Source organism: Aeribacillus sp. SP014 (assembly GCF_054055575.1).
In genome coordinates this window covers 503,444-525,404 of sequence record NZ_JBSRXI010000001.1, presented here as the reverse complement: position 1 = coordinate 525,404, position 21,961 = coordinate 503,444, and the positions used below count along the sequence as shown (strand labels likewise).

Sequence of the window (21,961 nt, the reverse complement as noted above, 5' to 3'; positions counted from 1 at the left end):
ATGTTTCTTCATCCGTTTTATTTTTGGATAGTCCCTTTTTCATGTTTCCACTTATCACGCAAACGGCAGGCAGCAATTAAATGTCATTATCGCTGATGCACCAGTCAATTTCTTCTGATCCGATGGACTTTAAAAATTGATTTGCTTTAGAAAAAGGCCTGCTGCCAAAAAAGCCTCTGTTTGCCGAAAATGGCGATGGATGCGGCGACTCAATGACAAAATGCTTATTCATGTTAATCATTTCTTTTTTCGCCTGTGCATGCCTTCCCCATAAAATAAAGACGACTGGACGCTCTCGCTCGTTTAAACAGCTAATCACTCGATCGGTAAATTGTTCCCATCCTTTTCCTTTATGAGAATTGGCTAGTCCCTGCCTTACCGTCAGCACAGTGTTCAATAATAGAACACCTTGCTTCGCCCATTTGACAAGATGACCGTGGTTTGGAGGCTTGCAGCCGAGATCGTTCTCAAGCTCGATGAAAATATTTTTCAGAGACGGCGGCTGAGCAATCCCCGGCTTTACGGAAAAGCTTAATCCATGTGCTTGATTTGGCCCATGATACGGATCTTGGCCTAAAATGACAACCTTTACTTCTTCATAAGGCGTGTAATGCAAAGCATTAAAAATGTCGTACATATCCGGATAAATCGTATGATGGGCATATTCCTGCTTCAAAAATTCCCGCAGCTCTTTGTAGTATGGCTTTTCAAACTCTTCTTTCAACAGTCCCCACCAATCATTTTTTAAAATCTGCTTCAACGTTTGCCACCCTCTTAGCTTCTACTGATCTATCACTATTTTTAATGTTATGATGATTCGGCTTTTTTTGTCAAAGGGTGACAGCTGTCGCTAATATTTTGCAAAATGTTCCACATGAAACATTAAGGCTTTCGACAGAAGCAAGAGGGCAAAAATCCCAGTAAAGACTGAAATATCAACTTTTTTGCCGTTCCCATTTTAAAGTGAGAAGCTTGGTGCCCTAAATGTACGAAAAACATTTGATGCATTTTTATCACGTTTAAACACGCCGTAATGTTCCAAGATAACGCAAATGTTCTGACGATTCTATTGATTTTCGTCTGTTAGAAACTCGCAGGTAAACGGAATATCCATTCATTTTTAACAATTACCGAATAGCCAAATGAGACAAAGCTCGTCATTGAAAAAATGCTGAAACAGACGGACAAGGCCTACGACATCAAAGGTGCTGCCCCCCCCTCGATGCTTTAATGTGGCAGACGCCCATAAGGAAGGCATTTTAGGCGAGGGTCATGATCCTGAGGCACACCTCATCCCAATCATTTGCTAGAAGAGGTTTCGAGCTTGATGTCGATACACAAGACGGAAATAATTTTTTTGCTTACTCCTTTATTCAAGTTCACAAAAAAATTATTTATGTTTCTTTTTGATTACAAATTTTTTCGTAATTGCAGCTTTTTTTGAATAGTTCTTTGCATAAGCACATAATTTTATAAAGAGAATGGACAGAAAGGACAGGTTTAAAAACATATGAGCATAAAGAAAATCTATATAGGTATCGCATTTATTTCTTGTTTCTTTTTTATTCTTTCATCACCAGTTGCAGCTGAACAAAAGATTGATGGTCAGCTGATCATAATAAACAAGAGCGTAAATAAACTGGCATTTTTTGAAGACGGAATTCTTCAAAGAGTATTTCATGTCGCAACAGGAAAATATGCTCAGCTAACTCCAGAAGGCATTTTCCCCATTGTCACAAAAATTAAAAACCGCCCTTATTTTAAAGAAAAGATTCCAGGAGGAGACCCGAGAAATCCATTGGGTGATCGCTGGCTTGGTCTTGATGCTTTAGGATATTATGGAAACAATTTTGCCATTCACGGCAATAATAATCCAAGATCGATTGGAACGTATGCAAGCAGCGGATGTGTCCGCATGCATAACGCCGAAATTCGCTGGCTCTTTGAAAAAGTTGAGCTGCATACGCCAGTCATTATTCTAAAATCCAATAAAAGCTTTGACGTTATTGCAAAAGAGCACGGATATTATACTGAACAAGGGGTTCCTGTCACTATTCGGAATGGAAGAGTGCTGTTTGAAAGGGAACAGTTAACGAAATCACCCGAAAATATGTATTCACCGCAGGGAGCTTTTGCTAAACAATAAACCATGGGGCGGAGACGGAGCAAGCAGCTGAATTACTCCGTTCCACTCAAAAGGTTTGCTGAATTAGACGAAATCGGGAAAGTATTGAGCATTTAGTCTCTCCGTTCCATGCGAAGCCAGTTGCAACATCGGGGTGATCACGCTTCTTCTTGATGTTTCATAAAATCAACAGTTGCGATGATGCCTTGTTCGTAAGGAGTTTTTGGCAGCGGCCCGATTCTTTTTTCAAATTTTTCATCCGATAATACGACAGGCTCTTCGACTAAGTACATCATTTCAACCATTTCCTTCATCATCGGGCTGAATAACCCTAAAAAATAAATCATCGATTTCGTGACAACACTTACTTTCTTTTCATATTGAAGCTTTTCCCTCAAGATTTGAATAATTTCCCGTCCGGAAATAACTCCCGCCCCCGGTATATTCCAGTGCTCATGATAGGTATCGTCCCTTAATGCAAGCTCAACTAAAGCTTTGGCACCGTCCGGCAAAAAAATATATTCCCTCGGTATATTTAAATCCCCGATAAATTGAGATCGTTTATTTTGGACAACTTTTTTTAACGTATGATGCAACAATGTTTTTTCCCCACATGGACCGTAAAAATCGGGGAAGTGAGCGATTAAGTAGTCTACTCCGCTCTTTTCCACCATTTCAGCAAGCCGCAATCGTATTTTTCCTTTTTTAGTATGAGGATTTTTCGGATCAGTCTCGGACATTGTTTTTCCATTTGACCGGCCATATGCATAAATATTATCAACGACAACAAGCTTAGCTTTTTCTTTTTTTGCTACCGCCAGCACATTTTCCATGATGATCAGTAGATCTCTCTCCCACTGCGGATACGGTATGTTAATGGCATGGAAAATCCATTCCGCACCTTCGCATGCTTGCAAGATGCTGGATCGATGGAGGGCATCTCCAGCGACAATGCTGACGCGATCGTTCAAACGGTGAAACATTTTTTTCATTTTTTCTGTATTGCGGGCTACGGCGACAACCTCAATATTCTCTCTATTCAGCAATTCATGAACTAAATTGTAGCCCATTCCGCCTGATGCACCTAAAATAACCGCTTTTTTCATCCTTTTTACCTCCGATCTTAAAATTAACCATTGGTCAATAATATGCAAAAAAGTAAATAAGCTTAAGTGCTTATTACTTTTTTCAACTTAAAAATCCTTTGATTAAAAAAGCAACATATTGTTCAGCAAGTCCTTCCATATCTTTATACTCAGCATCGGTCTGTACATATTTCGTTACAAAACCGCTTACTGCAAGAAACAAACACCAAATGACTGTTGGATTTGCTTTATCTGGAGCAAACTGAAAAATAGCCTGCGCAAAACGTTCATATGACTTATTCGGCTCTTGCTCCATCAGCATATCAAGCTCGAGATTTTGTGTTAAAAACATCAGCTTATAATGACTTTTATATGTCAGCCCGAATTCAATAAACTTTAACAAGATCGTTTTTACAGCTTCTTCTTTAGAAGAATACGAGGCTTGCAGCACTTTTTCTAACAGCCCGTCTAAAAATTGAAAATCCGTCTGCACAATTTTATAAAAAAGCTCTGCTTTATTTTGAAAATGATAATAAAGTGCTCCATGTGTGCAGTGCAATTCTTTGGCGATTTCTCGCATGGAAACATGTTCATATCCTTTTATGACAAAAAGCTCTCTAGCAGCATTCATAATTGCCTCTTTCGTTAATTCAGTGTCTTTTTTTCTAGGAGCCAATTGTTCCATTCCTTTCTTAACAACAACAAGCGTGCCTCTGATTTTGGCGTGTTGGCATTTAGCTGCATTCTTATTTATTAACCGATGGTTAATTATATTTTAATCCTTTTTTTGTTTTTAAGCAAATGTTTTTCTCTTCTTATGGTACAAACTGCTATAATGTTGTTATAAAATCTTTACAGCTGGATGGAGGTAACAAAATGACAATGAAAAAAGCCTTGACGATCGCAGGTTCCGATTCCAGCGGTGGAGCAGGTTTACAAGCGGACTTAAAAACGTTCCAAGAATACGGAGTTTATGGAATGACTGCGGTCACTACAATTGTAGCAATGGATCCTCATAACGGATGGCAGCATCAAGTATTCCCTATTGAAATCGATACCATAAAGGCCCAGCTCGCAACGATTATAGAGGGAGTCGGTGTAGATGCCATGAAAACCGGAATGCTCCCGACAGCAGAAATTGTCGAGCTGGCAGCAGATACAATTAAAAAATATAATTTAAAAAACACGGTCATCGATCCTGTCATGGTATGCAAAGGGGCAGATGAAGTGCTTTATCCCGACCATGCGGAAGCGATTCGCAATTCTCTGACAAAAGTCGCGACGGTTATTACTCCAAATCTCTTTGAAGCAGGGCAATTGAGCGGGTTAGGTACTATTCAAACGGTCGATCAAATGAAAGAAGCAGCTGCCATTATTCATGATCTTGGTGCAAAATATGTTTTGGTGAAAGGCGGCGGAAAGCTTGAACATAAATATGCTGTTGATGTTTTATATGACGGAAAGGATTTTGAAATCCTAGAAGGCGAACGAATCGACACAACCTATACACATGGTGCTGGGTGCACATATTCAAGCGCGATTACAGCTGAACTAGCAAATGGCAAAACGGTTAAAGAAGCCGTTTATTCCGCCAAAAAGTTTATTACAGCAGCCATCCGCCATTCCTTTCCTTTAAATCAATATGTCGGCCCAACTTGTCATGCCGCATTAAGATTATACGAATAAATAATAGAGCCGAATCGATTAGCTCACGACCATTGTGGCTGTTCGTTCGGCTCTTTTCATGTTAATAATCCATATTTTTAACTTTTTGCTTTACTTCCTCAATATTTCTCATTTTATTTTCCCAGCACAATTCGCTCAGATCAACAGGGTATTCGGCAGGATTTAAAATGCGTTTATATTCATCCCATAACAGCTCCAAATTTTCTTTTACATATGACCGGATTTCTTCCAATGAAGGACATTCATACGTAAGCTCGCCATCAACAAAAATATCGTGATGCAAATCCTTTGCCGTAAAATCGGTTACATATTTTTTGATAAATGTATGGACAGGATGGAACATTTTCAGCCGCTTTTCTTTTTGCGGCTGTTCAAAATGTAATGTAATATAATCTCCTTCAGCCCTCTTATCCTTGTTGTTGATAATTCGATATACATTTTTCAAGCCTGGTGTTGTCACTTTTTCCGGATTTGATGAAATTTTTATTGTATCGACTAATTTGCCGTCGTCCCCTTCAATGGCAACCAATTTGTACACAGCTCCCAATGCAGGCTGGTCGTAGGCGGTAATCAGCTTCGTTCCAATTCCCCACACATCGATTTTCGCTCCTTCAGCTTTTAAATTGACAATCGTATGTTCATCAAGATCGCTCGAAGCTATAATTTTTGCGTTATGGAAACCAGCATCATCAAGCATTTTTCTCGCTTTTTTGGACAGATAAGCCAAATCCCCGCTGTCAAGGCGAATACCGATAAAATTAATTTTATCGCCAAATTCTTTTGCAACCCGAATGGCATTCGGAACACCGGAGCGAAGCGTATCATATGTATCCACCAAAAAAACGCAGTCTTTATGAGTACTTGCATATTTACAAAATGCAACATATTCATCACGATACGTTTGAACAAATGCATGTGCGTGGGTTCCGGAAACAGGAATTCCGAAAATCTTCCCTGCTCGGACATTGCTTGTCCCATCAAAGCCGGCAATATAAGCTGCACGGGTTCCCCAAATAGCTGCATCCATCTCATGGGCTCTTCTTGTTCCAAATTCAAGCGCTGATTCATTTCCAATAATTTGTTTAATTCTTGAAGCCTTTGTTGCGATAAGCGTTTGATAGTTCACAATATTTAAAAGAGCTGTTTCAATAAGCTGCGCTTCCCCTAGAGGGGCTTCCACACGCAAAATCGGTTCATTTCCAAATACAAGCTCTCCTTCTTTCATGGACCGAATCGTGCCGGTAAAACGAAGGTTCTCCAAGTAACGGATAAAATCTTCTTTGTAATTCAGCTCTTCCCTTAAATAAGCAAGGTCCTCTTCTGTGAAGCGGAAATTTTGTATATAATCAATAATTCGTTCCAGGCCGGCAAAAACAGCGTAACCGCTCCCAAAAGGAAGTCTTCTAAAAAACAACTCAAAAACTGCCTTTTTTTGGTGGATGTCATCCCTCCAATACGATTCGACCATGTTGATTTGGTATAAATCGGTATGGAGCATCAAACTATCATCATTATACATTTTCATCATCATGAAACCCCCATAATATTTAATCGCTGTCTGTTCCATACGGAATGTTGAAATGTCCAAGAGGCCCATTTGTGTCTAGCGGCGATGATAGATGGATGAAGCCTGTTCAGCAAAAATTTGAAACCTTTCAGAGCAGGCATCCCCTTCAAGCTTCCTTGCAATCTATCAGATCTTTCTAACGGGCTTAATCGTTGAAACAAATCTCAAGGACGAATCTCCATTATATTATGAAAGCACTAACCGTATTGTACTCCTTTCTATACCGTCATTCAATATTTGCCAAAATTAGTGTCCATTTTAAAAGCCGAAATTACCTAATCCTGCTTCTTTTACTATGAGAGGGTGATTTTGGAAAATTTGTCAAATAATCGGGATAATCCGTAATAATTCCATCGACATTCATGGCCATCAAATGTTGAATATCGTGTATATCTCTAGCTGTATAAGGCATAATTTTCATGCCGCTCTGATGAATCATATAAACTAATTTAGGGGTTACAAGCGCTTTATTCGGATTGATATATGTCGCAAATGCTGCATATTGTTGTAAATGCTCCTCCGTAATAGCGCCATGTCTATATCCGATGAGCACTCCAAGAGAAACCGACGGCAAGACACTGTGGAATTCCTGTAAAAAAGCGGTATCAAAGGATTGAACGACCACATTCAGTTGCTGATCCCCTTTTTCGATCAGTTCTTTTGCCAACCTCTCTACAATGCCGAACTGCTTTTTCGGTTCTTTAACTTCTATTAAAAAATTGATCTTCCCCCTGTATTTCTTAAGGACATCGCATAAAAGGGGTATTTTTTCTCCGGAAAATTTTCGATGAAACCAGGCTCCAGCATCAAATTGTTTTAGTTCTTCATATGTGAAATTTTTAACTAAACCTGACCCGTTTGTTGTACGATCAATCGTTTCATCATGAATAACGGCGAGCAACCCGTCTTTCGTCATCCGTACATCCAATTCTAAATAATCCGCCTTCATGTCAATAGCGAGATCAAAGGCTGCAAATGTGTTTTCCGGAGCATATCCAGATGCTCCCCGGTGTGCGACGGCAATTGTTTTGTTGGGCTCTTTTTGAAAATGAAAAATTTTATAAAAAAAGCGGTGAACATAATAACGAACATAATCAAGCATGCATAACCATCCCCGTTTTTTTTGGATTTATACTAAATAATAATCACTTACATTAATTTATAACATTTTTTTTACAATTTTATTTTTCTTTTGCAGGATATTTCGTTTTGGAATAGAATAGTATTTAGAATATAAAAAAATTTTTAATTAACGCATCTTACAACACACCATTGTTTCCAGCCTGCACCTCATGATGAGAAGTTTTGGCCAAATCTCCTCTTCATAACACCCATTTCGCTTTTGTCCCGGATTATGCCCTATGCAAAAAATCTTAAGTTCAAGGAGAGTGATGGAATGATTAGAAAAGACGTGATGACAAAAACATGGGGAAATAAAGAAATTGTGACAAGTCCGTTTTATGGTGTCATAAAAAAAATTATGACCGAAGCAAAAAACCGGATTTATGAATGGGAACCGTTGTTTACCATTCAAACGGATGAGGGTACTCTTGTCCAAATCAGCGTCGGTATTGGAGGAATCATTGACAAGCTGTTCGTCAAAGAGGGAGATCGGGTTATTCCTGGAGCAGTCTTAGCATATATTGATGAAGATTTAATAGTCACTGGCAGCGATTAAGAATTAGGACCCCTAAGAAGAAAAAAGGGGTCCAGTAATAGCTACTTGTATTGAGCAACAATTTTTCTCAACCGGTTATTTAACGATTTAAGCATCCAATCCCGAAAGATCTCCTGTTTTTCTTCCAATGTTAAATAATACTCGGCGCCAGCTCTCCCCTTTGCAAGATCCGTTATATGTTTAATTGACAAGGCAGCAGCAACGGAAATGTTTAAGCTTTGCACAAACCCTTTCATAGGAATTACAAACGTTCTGTCAGCCATGTCAACCGCCTCTTTTGAAACACCGCTATGTTCATTTCCAAAAACAAGGACAGTCGGTCTGCTTACATCAAGCTTTTCAAGAGGAACAGCCTGTTCACTCAAATGGCTAACATATATTTGATATCCTTTCTTTTTTAATTGACTGATGGCTGCACAAATATCTGATTGATAATCAATTGTCAGCCATTTGTCTGCACTTTTCGTCACCAATTCATTAGGGGCAAAAGGCGCTCTTCCGGTTACAACCGTTACATTCTGCACGCCAAAAGCTTCAGCAGAACGAAGAACAGCCGCTTGATTATGGCCGTCATCCACCGCTTCCAACAATATGGATACGTAACGAGTCCGTTCCTTCAATACCTCATATAAACGATTCAGCCTTTCCGGCACAATCATATCAAGAATTTGGCGATCCTCATCATTTACAATCTTCTCTTTCAGCAATAATTCCACAATATTATTTTCTTTATTAACATTCACATCCCTTTACCTCCTTGAAAGCACGTGCGGGCAAGAAGATCGAACGTTCTCATTTATTATACGTCTTCTCCAAAAAAAATCTACCTCCTATAGCTGGACACGTTATAGATCAGGTTAAATATAAACAGTTTATCCACATTATCTTTGTACTGTTTCGTTCGTACTCATTGGGCAAAAACAACAAAGTATACAAAGAAGCTTTGCGGAAATTCTCTTCTTTTAAAAAACAAATGTTTATATATCAACGGATATTCACAGGAAATCCCCCTAATATAAACAGCTTTTACACATATTTTATCCACATATCCACATTAGCTATCCACATTTCGTATTGGCACATTTGTTCCCTACTACATATATGATTAAATAATTCACATTTGTTGATAAACTTATCCACTTATGCACAGCTTACAAACGGAAAACACTCAATTGCTTGTTTTGAACAAAAAAATCCCGAAAAGAGGTTTCGTAACCTTTTTTCGGGACGCTTATGTTAATAGTGATGTTGATGGCCTAAGGACATAACCCATATAGACCCTGCAACAATGACAATTGCGATATAGATCCCGTAATAAATCATTGTTGCCTGCCAAGAACCGCTTTCTCCTTCTTTCATATGCATGAACAGCAAAAGCTGAATAAACGCTTGGCAAAATGCTAAAACGACAATTAATGTAATAATCGTATTTGTCGGCAGATCGGTTGAAAATGTAATCCACACCGCCAATAACGTCAATATTATGGACAACAAAAACCCGAAGACATGCTTCCAAGGAAATCCTTTTTCGTTTTGTGCCAAGTTAACTCACCATCCCTGTCAAATAGACGAGTGTGAAGAGGAAAATCCAAACGACATCAAGGAAATGCCAATATAGACTTGAAATAAACACTTTTCTTGCCGTATCCGCGTTAAGGCCTCTTTTCAGCACCTGCAAAATGATAATCAAAATCCAAAATATCCCGATCGTGACATGAAGCCCGTGCGTTCCAACAAGAGCGAAGAAGGATGAAAGGAACGCGCTTGTTTGCATTGTTGCACCTTCATGAACAGCATACAAAATGAACTCTTCTATTTCAAAGTACAAAAAACCGATTCCCAACAATATCGTAACAATCAGCCAGCCGATCATACCGGCTTGCTTGCCTCTTCGCATTTCATAAACGGCAAGACCACAAGTGAAGCTGCTTGTAAGCAGAAGAAAAGTTTCAATCAAAACTGTTTTCAATTCATACAATTCCTCGGGACCTGGTCCGCCCGCTGTTCTGGAGACGAGCACAAGATACGTAGCAAAGAGGGTGGCAAACAGGGCAAGCTCTGCCCCGAGAAAAATCCAAAAACCTAAAATATTTAATTGATTTTGTTTCGTTGAATACTCAAGTGGAAGATTCGATTGTTTTGGAGCAATTTCCGACATGTTACTCCCTCCCTGCTTCCGTCTGTTTAATTTCTTCGACCGGCACATAGTATCCATCATCATATTCAAAAGAGCGCAAAATCATGCAGATGATAACGCCGATCAATCCGATGATCGCAACCGGCATCCATTCGAAAACTAAACCGAAGCCGGCTATAAAGAAGAAGATCGACATGATGAAAGGCCGCCCCGAATTTGATGGCATATGGATTGGTTTATATTCCGGCTCCTCTTCTTCTTTTCCTTCTTTCCGTTCCTTCTTCATCATCCACCAAGCGTCAAGACCTTTTACCTGCGGTGTTACGGCAAAGTTGTAATGCGGTGCAGGCGACGGAATAGACCATTCCAGCGTCCGGCCATCCCAAGGATCTCCCGTGAGGTCACGCTCACCTTTAAAGTACGTGTACACAACATTAATACACAGGAAGATAAAGCCGATTCCCATCATAACTGCGCCAATAGTCGAAATGACGTTTAATTCCGTCCAGCCGGCATCTGCCGGATATGTGTAAATTCTTCTTGGCATGCCCATAAATCCTAAAACATATTGCGGCAAGAAACATACATTAAAGCCAAGGACGAAAAACCAGAACGTAATTTTGCCGAGCTTTTCATTTAAAATGACGCCAAACATTTTCGGATACCAATAATGAAGCGCTGCAAAGACAGCAAAGACCGTACCGCAAATTAACGTATTATGGAAATGGGCTACAAGGAAATACGTATTATGATATTGGTAATCGGCCGCAGCCATCGAAAGCATCACACCTGTAACCCCGCCGATGACGAAAGTTGGAATAAACGCCAAAGACCATAGCATCGCAGATGTGAATTTGATTCGACCTTTATATAAAGTGAAGAGCCAGTTAAAGATTTTTACCCCTGTCGGTATGGCTATCGCCATCGTCGATACAGAGAAAAATGCATTAACCGGGGCTCCTGAACCCATTGTGAAAAAGTGGTGCACCCAAACGAGCATACTTAATACAGAAATCGCCACCATGGACCAAACCATGGCTGTATAACCGAAAAGACGTTTTCTTGCAAACGTTGAGACAACTTCTGAAAAAACCCCAAACGCTGGCAAAATGGCAATATACACTTCCGGGTGCCCCCAAATCCAGAACAGGTTCGCCCAATGCATTGGCACTCCATCGCCTGAAAGCGTAAAAAAGTGAGTGCCAAATATTCTGTCCAACGTCATTAATGCTAAAGCAACCGTCAATACCGGAAAAGCGAAAACAACCAATATAGACGTAATAAGTGTTGCCCATGTAAACATCGGCATGCGCATTAAAGTCATTCCAGGAGCTCTCATTTTTAGAATCGTTACAATGAAATTAATACCGGAGATTAATGAACCGATCCCTGAAATTTGCAATCCTAATAAATAATAATTTTGGCCCGGCCCCGGGCTGAGTTCATTTCCAGCAAGAGGCATGTATGCCGTCCACCCTGCATCCGGTGAGCCGCCGATCACAAATGAAATGTTGAACAGCAAGGCGCCAAAGAAAAACGTCCAGAAGCTGAGTGCATTCAAATACGGGAACGCCACATCTCTAGCTCCAATTTGGAGAGGAACTGCAATGTTCATGATCCCGAATATGAACGGCATTGCCATAAATAAAATCATAATGGTTCCATGTGTAGTGAAAATTTCATTATAATGCTGTGAATCTAAAAACGTATTATTTGGCACTGTCAATTGGGCGCGCATTAAAAGTGCGTCTACGCCCCCTCGGAATAGCATTAATACGGCGGAAATAATATACATAATCCCTATTTTTTTATGGTCAACAGTCGTTAGCCACTCTTTCCACAGCCATTTCCATTTTTTAAAATAGGTTAACACAAAAACGATACCAATAATTGTTAATACAATAGCTGCATCCGCCATATATATAAGGGGTTCGCCGGTAACGAAAAATTCATCCCATTTCACAGCACGTTCCTCCTTCCTTCCGATTAATGTCCTTCGTGCTGATGGCTTTCATGTTCACGATTATCATGATGATCAGATTCAACTTCCTCCAATTTTATGGTACCGTGCTTTTCTTTTGCAGGGATATTGTCTAAATGCTCACCTGGTTTCGCAAAATCAACCCACGCCAAATGTGTTCCAGAAAAAAAGTCAATTTATCTTTTAAAACTCCGACTTGGATGATTTCGTTAAATTGTTTTTTCGTCAGCAATGGAGCTGATGCTTGTGTTTCTTTCACCCATTTATAAAAATCTTCTTTTTCCATTGCGTTCACATCAAATGTTTGATGGGCAAATCCTTCTCCTGTAAAATTTGAATTCCGCCCTTTAAACGTACCGACATGATCAGCCTGCAAATAAAGAGTCATTCCCATTCCAGCCATATTATATTTTTGTCCGCCCAGCTCTGGAATCCATAAAGCGCTCATCCCGCCGACAGCTGTCAATTTAAATTCAACTGGAACATCTTTTGGAATGTTGACATAATTGACTGTTTCAATATTTTCCTCCGGATAGCTGAAAATCCATTTCCAATCGGCTGCTGTCGCATGAATTACAATTGGTTCAACCCCTCTAGATTCCTTCGGCGGTTTTTCAAGCTCAAAAGTCGCCTTAATCGTTGGTATCGCCAATGCAATGACAATCAACACAGGAATAGCTGTCCAAATGATTTCCAGAAGTGTATTTCCGTGCTGGTCAGGAGGCTCATAATCAAGATTTTCTGGTCTCTCCCTGTATTTCCATAAAATAATGGCAAACAGCACAAAGATGACAACAATAATAAACAGCATAAACCAAATTGACCAAAGGATTAAATCCTTTTGAACCTCTGCAACAGGTCCTTTCGGATTTAATAAAACAAAGCGTTCACTGCAACCTGTCAACAAAAAAAGCAATGACAGTGGTAAAACCTTCATAAACAAGTTCAACCATTTTTGTTGTTGTGCCGGCATTTTCGATCCCTCTCAAATCAGAAATGTTTTAAATTTTCATAAAAAACCGACTTAATCGATTCAAAAAATAATTGAGTTGTAAATGAACTTTATCACATTTTTATCGAAATAAACTTTAATTCAAAAAACAGTCAAGAAACGATAAATTTTTTGTAAAATTTTTGCCACGAATCTGACACAATATAGAGAAATTCCGTTTTTTCAGGGAATCTTCTCTATATTTTCCAAATAAAAGCTGATGGGAATGTATTTTCGAGGGATGTACATGAAGAAGCTGAAAAATGACGTTTTCATCTGTTTTCTTGAACCGATGTATCATTCTAAATTTGCCAAGTGAGGAAATAAGCAAAATGAGTTAGCAGCCGAGTCAGGGGAAAAATAAACAAATTCATGCTGAAAGGAAGAGTTCGGATAAATGACTTACATACAATTTTCTGTTCAAAAATAAAGCTCCTATCTTCATAAAATCGAGATAGGAGCTGAAGCTTTAGTTTAAATTCAATCCTTTTTTCTGAACAAATTGCTTCATGTACATTCTTGTCGGATTCGAAAGCATGCGAGCCATTTGACCAGTCCAAGTATCTTTGCGAATCCCGTTTGTTCGCTGATCATAATAATTGGATACTATTTCATTATATTGTTCAAGCTCGCGCACATATGCTTCTTGATCTTGCTTATATTCTTCCTCATGATAAATATGCTCAAAAGGTATTCTTGGTTTTTTCGCCGTTTTTTTTGCAGGGTAGCCGACAGTTAATGCAAAAAGAGGGATGACCTTGTTTGGAATTTTCAACAGCCTCGATACTTCTTCTAAATTATTGCGGATGCCTCCGATGTAGCAAATGCCGAGTCCCATTGACTCAGCCGCTAACGCAGCATTTTGAGCGGCCAGTGCAGCATCAATGAGAGCTACCATAAATTTTTCAGTGCTCCTCAATGAATCTTCTACATTTTTGCCTTCCATTTCACCAATGACTTCATGACGGTGCAAATCAGCGCAAAAAATAAATAAATGTCCGCTCTTCTCTACGTAAGCTTGGTTTCCTGCCAGTTCAGCGAGCTTTTTTTTCGTTTGTATATTTTTCACCCCGATAATGGAATAGGCTTGCATGTAACTTGAAGTTGAAGCGGCTTGGGCGCATTCGACAATTAATCGGATTTGCTCATCTGTCAAAGGCCGATCCTCAAAATGACGAACTGAACGGTGATTTAAAATGGTTTTGATAATGTCGTTCAACATAATCATCCTTTCTATAATCCCACTTATTTTTTGAAAAATCACACTTCTTCCAATCCAAGTATTAACATGAAAATACTGCTCTTTCAAATGATTCGTATTGAAAAATACGTTTTTTATAGCTCCTTTTTCAGTGAAGGCTCCAAGCACCTAATTTTACCATCGTATCTCAAACTATTCACTGCAACGATCCTGTATTGTAAACAACAAAATTTTTCGAATTTACGTTATTAGAAAAATTAAATTTTAAAAACGACCCTCTAAACACACAATTTGTATGTGAATTCCTGCTTCTGTCCATTGATTTCCCAAAATAGGGCAGCACTTTTCTGAACCTAAAAAATAGGGATTGAAAAAACAAAAAAAATCATCTATTCTGATAATTATAGTTTCATATAGTGTTCCAAGCAGCAGGTGCGTCATATTTCATCAGCAATATGCGCTTAAAAGGGAAGATTGGTGAAATTCCAACACGGTCGCGCCACTGTGATGGGGAGCTTTCGGCCAACATCCACTGTTTCAATGTTTGAAATGGGAAGGAGGATCGAAAGCGATGATCCTAAGTCAGGAGACCTGCCTGTTGTATGCACTGCCACCTACGCGTCATAGGGAGGAGTGATGAAGCCATGTTGAGATTTAAGCCCTACATGTATCTCAACACGAGTTAGAGTCCACAATTCCCTCTTTTACGCGTAAAAAGAGGGTTTTTTTATTATGTGTTGAGATACAAATCAAATGGGGGTGTCAATATTGACATTAATTAGTTCAAATCTTGGCTATCCAAGAATTGGTGAAAGAAGAGAATGGAAAAGAGCGCTGGAATCATTTTGGAACGGAAACATTTCAGAAAGCAGCTTGGAGGAAACATTAAAAGATATACGTCTTCTCAATCTGAAAAAACAGAAGGAAAAAGGAATAGACCTGATTCCTGTAGGAGATTTTTCATTATATGACCATGTCCTCGATACTGCATTTATGTTTGGGTATATTCCTTCTAGATTCCAGCATATGGAGCCGACTTCATTAAAAACATATTTTGCAATGGCTAGAGGCTCTGATGAAGCAGAAGCAATGGAAATGACCAAATGGTTCAACACAAACTACCATTATATTGTTCCGGAGCTTGAAAATAAAACGCCGGCGTTAGTAAAGAACCGTCTGCTTGAACTTTTTCAGGAAGCGAAAAACGAGCTGAATATTGAAGCAAAACCGGTTTTGCTAGGTCCAATTACTTTTTTAAAGCTGGCAAAACAATACGATCAACACGATTTTCATAAACATTTGTCTGCTTTAATTCCTGTTTACGTCCAATTGTTGACGGAACTTGCTCAGGCCGGTGCGAAATGGGTGCAAATTGATGAGCCGATTCTTGTACAGGAGCTAGATGATTCATCGATTCCTTTGTTTAAAGAGGTATACGATGCTTTCCACAAAGCGCTTCCTTCGTTAAATATCATTTTGCAAACATACTTTGAAAGTATAACCCATTATCAAGAAATCGTGTCTCTTCCTGTCGCTGCAATTGGCCTGGACTTTGTACATGATCATGGCGTCAATCTGTCGAACATCAAAACGCTCGGCTTTCCGAAAGACAAAATTCTCGCAGCTGGTTTGATCGACGGCCGCAACATTTGGAAAGCATCCTTAGTATCAAAAGCTAAGGAAATCGATGATCTTGCGCAATATGTAGATATTGATAGATTGATCATTCAGCCTTCATGCAGCTTGCTTCATGTACCTGTTACAGTTCAAAACGAACAGAGCTTGCCGTCCATATTGAAAAATGCTCTTTCCTTTGCTGATGAAAAATTGGATGAAGTAAATGAACTCGCTCAATATGCAAAAGGGAAAAGAACGATCGATGATTTAAAACAATATGACCGCTCTTATACGGATTTTATCCATTCTTCCTTTCGGACAAATGAGAAGGTTCAAGAGGCCAGCAAAAATATCGGAGCATATCCAACGAAACGCTTGGATTATACCGAACGGCAAAAACTGCATAAAAAAAGATGGAATCTGCCGATTTTACCGACTACTACGATCGGAAGCTTTCCGCAGACGAAAGAAATCCGGCAAATCCGCTTAAAATGGCGGAAAGGCGAATATACAAACGAGCAGTATGAATCGGTCATCAATAATGAAATAAAAAAATGGATTGACATTCAAGAACAGCTCGGTTTAGACGTATTCGTCCATGGGGAATTTGAACGGACCGATATGGTCGAATTTTTCGGGGAAAAATTAAATGGAATTGCTGTTACAAATAACGGCTGGGTGCAATCATACGGGTCACGATGCGTGAGACCGCCGATTATTTACGGAGATGTAGCATTTGATCAGCCGATGACCGTAAAAGAAAGCGTATATGCACAATCACTGACAAGCAAGCCTGTTAAAGGGATGCTGACAGGACCTGTCACGATCCTAAACTGGTCATTTGTGCGCAATGACATCGACCGTATAAGCGTTCTTCGCCAGCTCGCCCTTGCCATTCGCGAAGAAGTGCTAGCTTTAGAGAAAAATGGAATAGGCATGATTCAAGTTGATGAGCCTGCATTACGTGAAGGATTGCCTCTGAAACAATCAAAACAAAAAGAATATATCGAAGGAGCTGCTGAAGCCTTCAAGCTCGCCACCAGCTCTGTTCGCCCGGAAACACAAATCCATACTCATATGTGCTATTCGCAATTTGAGGATATCATGGAGGCAATTGATGACCTTGATGCGGATGTCATTTCTATTGAATCTTCCCGAAGCCATGGAGAGCTTGTTCATGCTTTTGAAACGTATCAATATAAAAGAGAGATTGGCTTAGGCGTATATGACATTCACAGCCCGCGAATTCCATCCGTTGAAGAAATGGCAAAAAATATCGACCGCGCCTTAGCAGTGCTTGACGTGCGCCAGTTTTGGGTTAACCCTGACTGCGGGCTAAAAACAAGATCAGTGGATGAAACGATTAGTGCTTTAAAAGTCATGGTCGAAGCTGCGAAAACCTATCGAGAAAAAATAACTGCTGCACAAATTTAAGAAAAGTATGGCCCGATTCTCTCAGCAGTCAAATCCCGATAAAACCGGCAGAAATGTCAGTTTCTATACTTTCATTTAAAAAAGGAGCCTTGCCGCTCCTTTTTTACGTTTATAAAAGAACTCCCCTTTCGCCGACTTTCAAAAGCCGAACCTATATGTAAATATTTTATATCCACAAAATCTTATTGAAAAAAATGTTTCACATCGTTGCTTTCTTCAGTTGAGCTGCACTTTCCTTAACATCATCCGCTAGACAAATGGCAGAAATGACGGAGATGCCGTCTGCTCCGCTAGCGATCACCTGACCGGCGTTGGCGATGTTGATCCCGCCAATTCCGACAATAGGGATGTCGATCCCTTGTTTGCGCATGCTTTCAATCAATTTTGGACCTTGTGGCTTTTTTGCATCCTCTTTCGTGTTTGTAGAAAAAATTGGCCCCACACCGATATAATCAGCGCCTTGGACAACCGCCTTTTGCGCCTCTTCAATTGTATGTGCAGAAACGCCTAAAATTTTGTCACCGATTTTTTTCCGGACAAGATCAGCCGGTTCATCCTCTTGCCCGATATGAACGCCGTCTGCATCTAGTTCAATAGCCAGATCAACGTCATCGTTGACAATAAACGGAATGTGATGTTTTTGGCAAATAGCCTGCAGCTCTTTTCCAAGCCGCCATTTTTCTTCGCCTGTTAAAGCCCACGCACCTTTTTCACGGTATTGAAAAAGCGTAATTCCGCCTGCAATCGCCTCTTCAAGCACATCAGCAGGCTTCCTTTTGCAGTTTACACTGCCCATAATAAAATACACCTTTAGCAGCTCCCGCATTTTATTTGCCGACACTCGCGCCATGTTTATCACCTTTGCTTTATTTTTTTATAAAAGACCCTTTTTTCAGCAACTCGTCTCCCGTCACCTTTGCCAGCTGGTTCAATAATTCGATTTGAAAGCTTCCAGGACCTTTTTCTTCCGTTAAATCAAATGCGATTTCTGCAGCGACCCCATAAGTGACGAGGCTGGCTACTGAAGCAGCAAGAGAGTCCTTTTCAACGGCTGAAAAAGCACCGATAATGGAAGTCAATAAACAGCCTGTTCCGGTAACTTTTGTTAAAATTGGATGGCCGTTTTGAATCAAATACGTTGTCTTCCCATCCGTTGCCACGTCTTCTTTTCCGGTAATGACTGCAACTGTATTCAGCTCTTCGGCCGCTTTTTTGGCCAGCGAAACAGGATCAGCAGCTGAATCCGCCGCATCCACCCCTTTCATTGCAAGCTTTTCACCTATCACATTGGCAATCTCAGGTGCATTCCCGCGAATAACTGAGATGCGAACCTCCTTTAATATTTCCCAAACAGCTTCCGTCCGGTAAGGGGTGGCTCCCGCACCGACAGGATCTAAAATGACTGGAACCCCGTGTTCATTCGCTGATTTTCCTGCAATAATCATTGCTTCGATTACTTCAGGAGATAATGTGCCAATATTTAAAACGAGCGCGCCGGATATTTTCGCCATATCCGCAACCTCTTCCTTTGCATACGCCATAACCGGAGAAGCGCCGATCGCCAGCAGACCGTTTGCTGTAAAGTTGGTGACGACGACATTCGTAATGTTGTGGACGAGAGGATTTTGGGCGCGAACCTTTTCTAGCGCCAAAATCAATTGTTCTTTATTCATTTTCTCACTCCTTCTAGAAAGCTAAAGCATCTTGTCCAATCTGCAAAGCGCATCATGTATTGGAAATTATTCCAACAAATTCCGTAATTCCCCAACAAATTTGAACGATAAGACAGAAGAATTTGTATTTTCAGGTTGATGCCAAAAGTTCTGCACCTGCTTTTTTATGATAATTTCTGCCAATCATTATACTCTCTTTTTATTTACAATCCAAATTTTCGTCTTCTTCATGAAAAATTTGCTCTTTATCCGCCTGCAATTGTTCATTTTAACATGACACTTTTTATGATATAATTTCAAATAAAACAATCATTTCGAATCAATATGCATGTTATTGAAAGAATATACATCTTTCATTTATAATAGACCAGTAAATGTCGAAACGAATTTCATTCTTTGATTCATTTATAAGGAGGTACTTATGAAAAAATATTTTAGCAAAATAATTGCACTTGCTGTTTTCACAAGCCTAATGCTTATACTTTCAGCATGCGGTGCAGGAGGTTCTGAAGGCGATAAAGGAGAAAGCAGTGAGAAGAAAGAAACGTTAAAGGTTGTTACAAACGCAGCATACGCTCCGTTTGAATATATCGACAAAGGTAAAGTTGTCGGCTTTGATATTGATTTCATAAACGCTGTGGCTAAAGAGGCCGGTTATAAAGTAGACATTAAACATACCGGATGGGATCCAATGTTTGCTGAAGTTCAAAGAAAACAAGCTGACTTGGCAGCTTCCTCTGTGTCCATTACTGAAGACAGAAAGCAAACATACGATTTTTCTGTTCCGTATTTTGAATCAACTCTTATGATTTTAGTTCCTGAAGACAGCGATATTCAAAATGCGCTTGATCTGAAAGGCAAAAAAGTTGCTGTCCAAAACGGAACAACCGGTCAGACAGCCGCTGAAAAAATACTTGCCGGCGATGGAACGGTTAAAAAATTTGAAGACAACGTCCTCGCGATCATGGAACTTCTGAACGGAGGCGCAGACGCAGTTGTGGCCGATAACGCGGTTGTCAACGAATATATTAAAAATAATCCGGACAAAAAATTGAAAGCAATTAAAGATCCGGAAAATTTCGATTCGGAGTTTTACGGTCTAATGTTCGCGAAAGGAAGCAAATTAAAACCAGAACTTGACAAAGCGATCAATACACTGTTTGAAAACGGAACGTACAGTGAGATTTATAAAAAATGGTTTGGTGTCGAACCAGATATTGATATATTAAAAAATCAGCAATAATTTTCAGCATTCCACAGGTATTTTGCTTGTCCGGAATGCACGCGGGGAGATATATGTATGAATTTTCGTTTTGATCTCATAGCTGAATATGTACCCTTTTTCTTCCAAGGAACGCTTGTAACAATTGGGCTCTCTCTTGGTGCAATCGCCATCGGCACCATTTTGGGTCTTTTTATCGGCATCGGGAAAATTGCTCAAAATAAATTTATTCGCCTGCCCTTTTCATGGTACGTTACATTTTTCAGAGGCACGCCTCTTTTTGTCCAGATGCTGCTCGTTCATTTCGGGCTCGTACCGCTGCTAATCGGTGATACGAATGGAATTATAGCGGCAATTGTTGCACTTTCTTTAAACTCTGCCGCCTACATTGCAGAGATATTCCGTGCAGGTATTCAATCGATTGATAAAGGACAGATGGAAGCTGCAAGATCTCTCGGTATGAGCCATAAACAGGCGATGCGCTATGTCATTTTGCCGCAGGCGACGAAACGGATGATTCCGCCTCTTGGCAATGAATTCGTCATTTTAATAAAAGAGTCGTCAATCGCCGCCATCATTGCCACCCCTGAGCTGATGTATTGGGGACGGGCTATGCAGGGGCAATATTATATCGTTTGGGAGCCATACCTCACCGTTGCGCTCATCTATCTTGTTCTGACATTGTCCTTAAGCAAATTATTAAGCTTTGTTGAAAGGAGAACAACAACCGGATGATTCAAGTAAAACATTTAAAGAAAAGCTTTGGGAATCTTGAAGTGTTAAAAGACATCAGTGTAGACATTAAAGAAAAAGAAGTTGTATGCGTCATTGGTCCATCCGGTTCAGGCAAAAGCACGTTTCTTCGCTGTTTAAACAAGCTTGAGGACATTACGGCAGGACAGGTTATCGTGAACGGTCAAGATATTACAAATCCAAACTTGGACATTAATAAAGTTCGCCAAGAGGTTGGAATGGTGTTTCAGCAGTTTAACCTATTTCCGCATAAAACAGTGTTGGAAAATATTACACTTGCTCCGATAAAAGTAAAAGGAGTCTCGGAACAGGAAGCAAACGAAAAAGCTTTGCAGCTGCTGAAAAAAGTGGGATTAAGCGAAAAAGCTTCAAGCTATCCAAGCGAATTATCAGGGGGCCAAAAACAGCGCGTTGCCATTGCCCGCGCTCTTGCAATGAATCCTAAAATCATGCTTTTCGATGAACCTACATCCGCCCTCGATCCAGAAATGGTCGGTGAAGTGTTAACAGTTATGAAAGAATTAGCGGCGGAAGGAATGACGATGGTCGTCGTGACGCATGAAATCGGATTTGCCAAAGAAGTGAGCGATCGAGTGATTTTCATGGACGGCGGATATATTGTAGAGGAAAACACACCTAGCGAGCTTTTTAACAATCCTAAACACGAACGAACAAAAGCTTTTTTAAGCAAAGTGCTGTGAACAAGGCAAGTATCCGGCATACGGGTTGACTTAAACTCCTTTTCAATCAAATCTCATACGAATTCATTTCGGACAAGCCGAAAAGCTTGTCCTTTATCTTTTTCTCAATG

The 21,961-nt window shown here is 40.0% G+C and carries 20 protein-coding genes and 1 riboswitch; of the genes, 7 read left to right on the top strand and 13 right to left on the bottom strand.

The features are described 5' to 3' along the window. Window positions 1-76: 76 nt before the first annotated feature. Entirely contained in the window at window positions 77-760 is a 684-nt protein-coding gene (locus ACVIJU_RS02690) for a uracil-DNA glycosylase (protein ID WP_063389069.1), read from the bottom strand. Window positions 761-1,510: 750 nt separating this feature from the next. Here ACVIJU_RS02690 and ACVIJU_RS02685 point away from each other — a divergent pair. Then, window positions 1,511-2,146 (top strand): L,D-transpeptidase, encoded by a 636-nt coding sequence (locus tag ACVIJU_RS02685; RefSeq protein WP_063389070.1) that lies wholly within the window; start codon window positions 1,511-1,513, stop codon window positions 2,144-2,146. A 137-nt stretch (window positions 2,147-2,283) separates the two neighbouring features. Here ACVIJU_RS02685 and ACVIJU_RS02680 read toward each other — a convergent pair whose 3' ends face one another. After that, entirely contained in the window at window positions 2,284-3,231 is a 948-nt protein-coding gene (locus tag ACVIJU_RS02680) for an SDR family NAD(P)-dependent oxidoreductase (protein WP_456687212.1), read from the bottom strand. An 82-nt stretch (window positions 3,232-3,313) separates the two neighbouring features. Next, window positions 3,314-3,886 carry a TetR/AcrR family transcriptional regulator gene (locus tag ACVIJU_RS02675; RefSeq protein WP_157727879.1) on the bottom strand — a complete coding sequence of 191 codons (573 nt, stop codon included), beginning with the start codon at window positions 3,884-3,886 and terminating at the stop codon, window positions 3,314-3,316. Between the two features lie 200 nt (window positions 3,887-4,086). Here ACVIJU_RS02675 and ACVIJU_RS02670 point away from each other — a divergent pair, with 200 nt between their 5' ends. Then, window positions 4,087-4,896 carry a bifunctional hydroxymethylpyrimidine kinase/phosphomethylpyrimidine kinase gene (locus ACVIJU_RS02670; RefSeq protein WP_066251370.1) on the top strand — a complete coding sequence of 270 codons (810 nt, stop codon included), beginning with the start codon at window positions 4,087-4,089 and terminating at the stop codon, window positions 4,894-4,896. A gap of 61 nt (window positions 4,897-4,957) precedes the next feature. Here ACVIJU_RS02670 and ACVIJU_RS02665 read toward each other — a convergent pair whose 3' ends face one another. Beyond that, complete coding sequence (locus ACVIJU_RS02665; protein WP_066251373.1) at window positions 4,958-6,424, bottom strand: nicotinate phosphoribosyltransferase; 1,467 nt, start codon at window positions 6,422-6,424, stop codon at window positions 4,958-4,960. Between the two features lie 310 nt (window positions 6,425-6,734). After that, window positions 6,735-7,565, bottom strand: a complete 831-nt coding sequence (locus ACVIJU_RS02660) for a glycerophosphodiester phosphodiesterase (protein WP_066251375.1) — start codon at window positions 7,563-7,565, stop codon at window positions 6,735-6,737. 294 nt (window positions 7,566-7,859) lie between these two features. Between ACVIJU_RS02660 and ACVIJU_RS02655 the strand changes: the two genes are divergently transcribed. Beyond that, complete coding sequence (locus ACVIJU_RS02655) at window positions 7,860-8,141, top strand: biotin/lipoyl-binding protein (RefSeq protein WP_235600486.1); 282 nt, start codon at window positions 7,860-7,862, stop codon at window positions 8,139-8,141. Window positions 8,142-8,182: 41 nt separating this feature from the next. Here ACVIJU_RS02655 and ACVIJU_RS02650 read toward each other — a convergent pair whose 3' ends face one another. The 6 genes from ACVIJU_RS02650 to nfsA form a co-directional block, all read right to left on the bottom strand. Then, window positions 8,183-8,884, bottom strand: coding sequence for a TrmH family RNA methyltransferase (locus tag ACVIJU_RS02650; RefSeq protein WP_063389076.1), 702 nt, complete (start codon window positions 8,882-8,884; stop codon window positions 8,183-8,185). A gap of 493 nt (window positions 8,885-9,377) precedes the next feature. Then, complete coding sequence (qoxD, locus tag ACVIJU_RS02645; RefSeq protein WP_063389077.1) at window positions 9,378-9,683, bottom strand: cytochrome aa3 quinol oxidase subunit IV; 306 nt, start codon at window positions 9,681-9,683, stop codon at window positions 9,378-9,380. Window position 9,684: 1 nt separating this feature from the next. After that, window positions 9,685-10,299: a cytochrome aa3 quinol oxidase subunit III gene (gene qoxC, locus ACVIJU_RS02640; protein ID WP_063389078.1), complete on the bottom strand. Its 615-nt coding sequence runs from the start codon at window positions 10,297-10,299 to the stop codon at window positions 9,685-9,687. 1 nt (window position 10,300) lies between these two features. Next, the gene (gene qoxB / locus ACVIJU_RS02635; RefSeq protein ID WP_063389079.1) at window positions 10,301-12,241 is read right to left on the bottom strand and encodes a cytochrome aa3 quinol oxidase subunit I; all 1,941 of its coding nucleotides are present in this window, start codon (window positions 12,239-12,241) and stop codon (window positions 10,301-10,303) included. A gap of 130 nt (window positions 12,242-12,371) precedes the next feature. Further along, the gene (gene qoxA / locus ACVIJU_RS02630; protein WP_456687211.1) at window positions 12,372-13,232 is read right to left on the bottom strand and encodes a cytochrome aa3 quinol oxidase subunit II; all 861 of its coding nucleotides are present in this window, start codon (window positions 13,230-13,232) and stop codon (window positions 12,372-12,374) included. 487 nt (window positions 13,233-13,719) lie between these two features. Further along, window positions 13,720-14,469 carry an oxygen-insensitive NADPH nitroreductase gene (gene nfsA / locus ACVIJU_RS02625; RefSeq protein WP_456687210.1) on the bottom strand — a complete coding sequence of 250 codons (750 nt, stop codon included), beginning with the start codon at window positions 14,467-14,469 and terminating at the stop codon, window positions 13,720-13,722. Between the two features lie 395 nt (window positions 14,470-14,864). Continuing rightward, window positions 14,865-15,064, top strand: a riboswitch (cobalamin riboswitch). A 140-nt stretch (window positions 15,065-15,204) separates the two neighbouring features. On the opposite strand from nfsA, the gene metE reads away from it, so the two are divergent. After that, window positions 15,205-17,502: a 5-methyltetrahydropteroyltriglutamate--homocysteine S-methyltransferase gene (gene metE / locus ACVIJU_RS02620; RefSeq protein WP_269467020.1), complete on the top strand. Its 2,298-nt coding sequence runs from the start codon at window positions 15,205-15,207 to the stop codon at window positions 17,500-17,502. A 199-nt stretch (window positions 17,503-17,701) separates the two neighbouring features. On the opposite strand, the gene thiE is transcribed toward metE, so the two are convergent. After that, window positions 17,702-18,352 carry a thiamine phosphate synthase gene (thiE, locus tag ACVIJU_RS02615; protein WP_117016874.1) on the bottom strand — a complete coding sequence of 217 codons (651 nt, stop codon included), beginning with the start codon at window positions 18,350-18,352 and terminating at the stop codon, window positions 17,702-17,704. Window positions 18,353-18,368: 16 nt separating this feature from the next. Next, window positions 18,369-19,175, bottom strand: coding sequence for a hydroxyethylthiazole kinase (gene thiM, locus ACVIJU_RS02610; RefSeq protein WP_117016875.1), 807 nt, complete (start codon window positions 19,173-19,175; stop codon window positions 18,369-18,371). A gap of 421 nt (window positions 19,176-19,596) precedes the next feature. On the opposite strand from thiM, the gene ACVIJU_RS02605 reads away from it, so the two are divergent. From ACVIJU_RS02605 to ACVIJU_RS02595, 3 genes are read left to right on the top strand one after another with little or no spacing between them, the layout of a single operon-like run. Continuing rightward, window positions 19,597-20,418, top strand: a complete 822-nt coding sequence (locus tag ACVIJU_RS02605; RefSeq protein ID WP_117016876.1) for a basic amino acid ABC transporter substrate-binding protein — start codon at window positions 19,597-19,599, stop codon at window positions 20,416-20,418. 57 nt (window positions 20,419-20,475) lie between these two features. Beyond that, window positions 20,476-21,132, top strand: a complete 657-nt coding sequence (locus ACVIJU_RS02600) for an amino acid ABC transporter permease (protein WP_117016877.1) — start codon at window positions 20,476-20,478, stop codon at window positions 21,130-21,132. Beyond that, the gene (locus ACVIJU_RS02595) at window positions 21,129-21,851 is read left to right on the top strand and encodes an amino acid ABC transporter ATP-binding protein (RefSeq protein WP_063389086.1); all 723 of its coding nucleotides are present in this window, start codon (window positions 21,129-21,131) and stop codon (window positions 21,849-21,851) included. The genes ACVIJU_RS02600 and ACVIJU_RS02595 overlap by 4 nt, the downstream gene beginning before the upstream one ends. Window positions 21,852-21,961 lie beyond the last annotated feature (110 nt).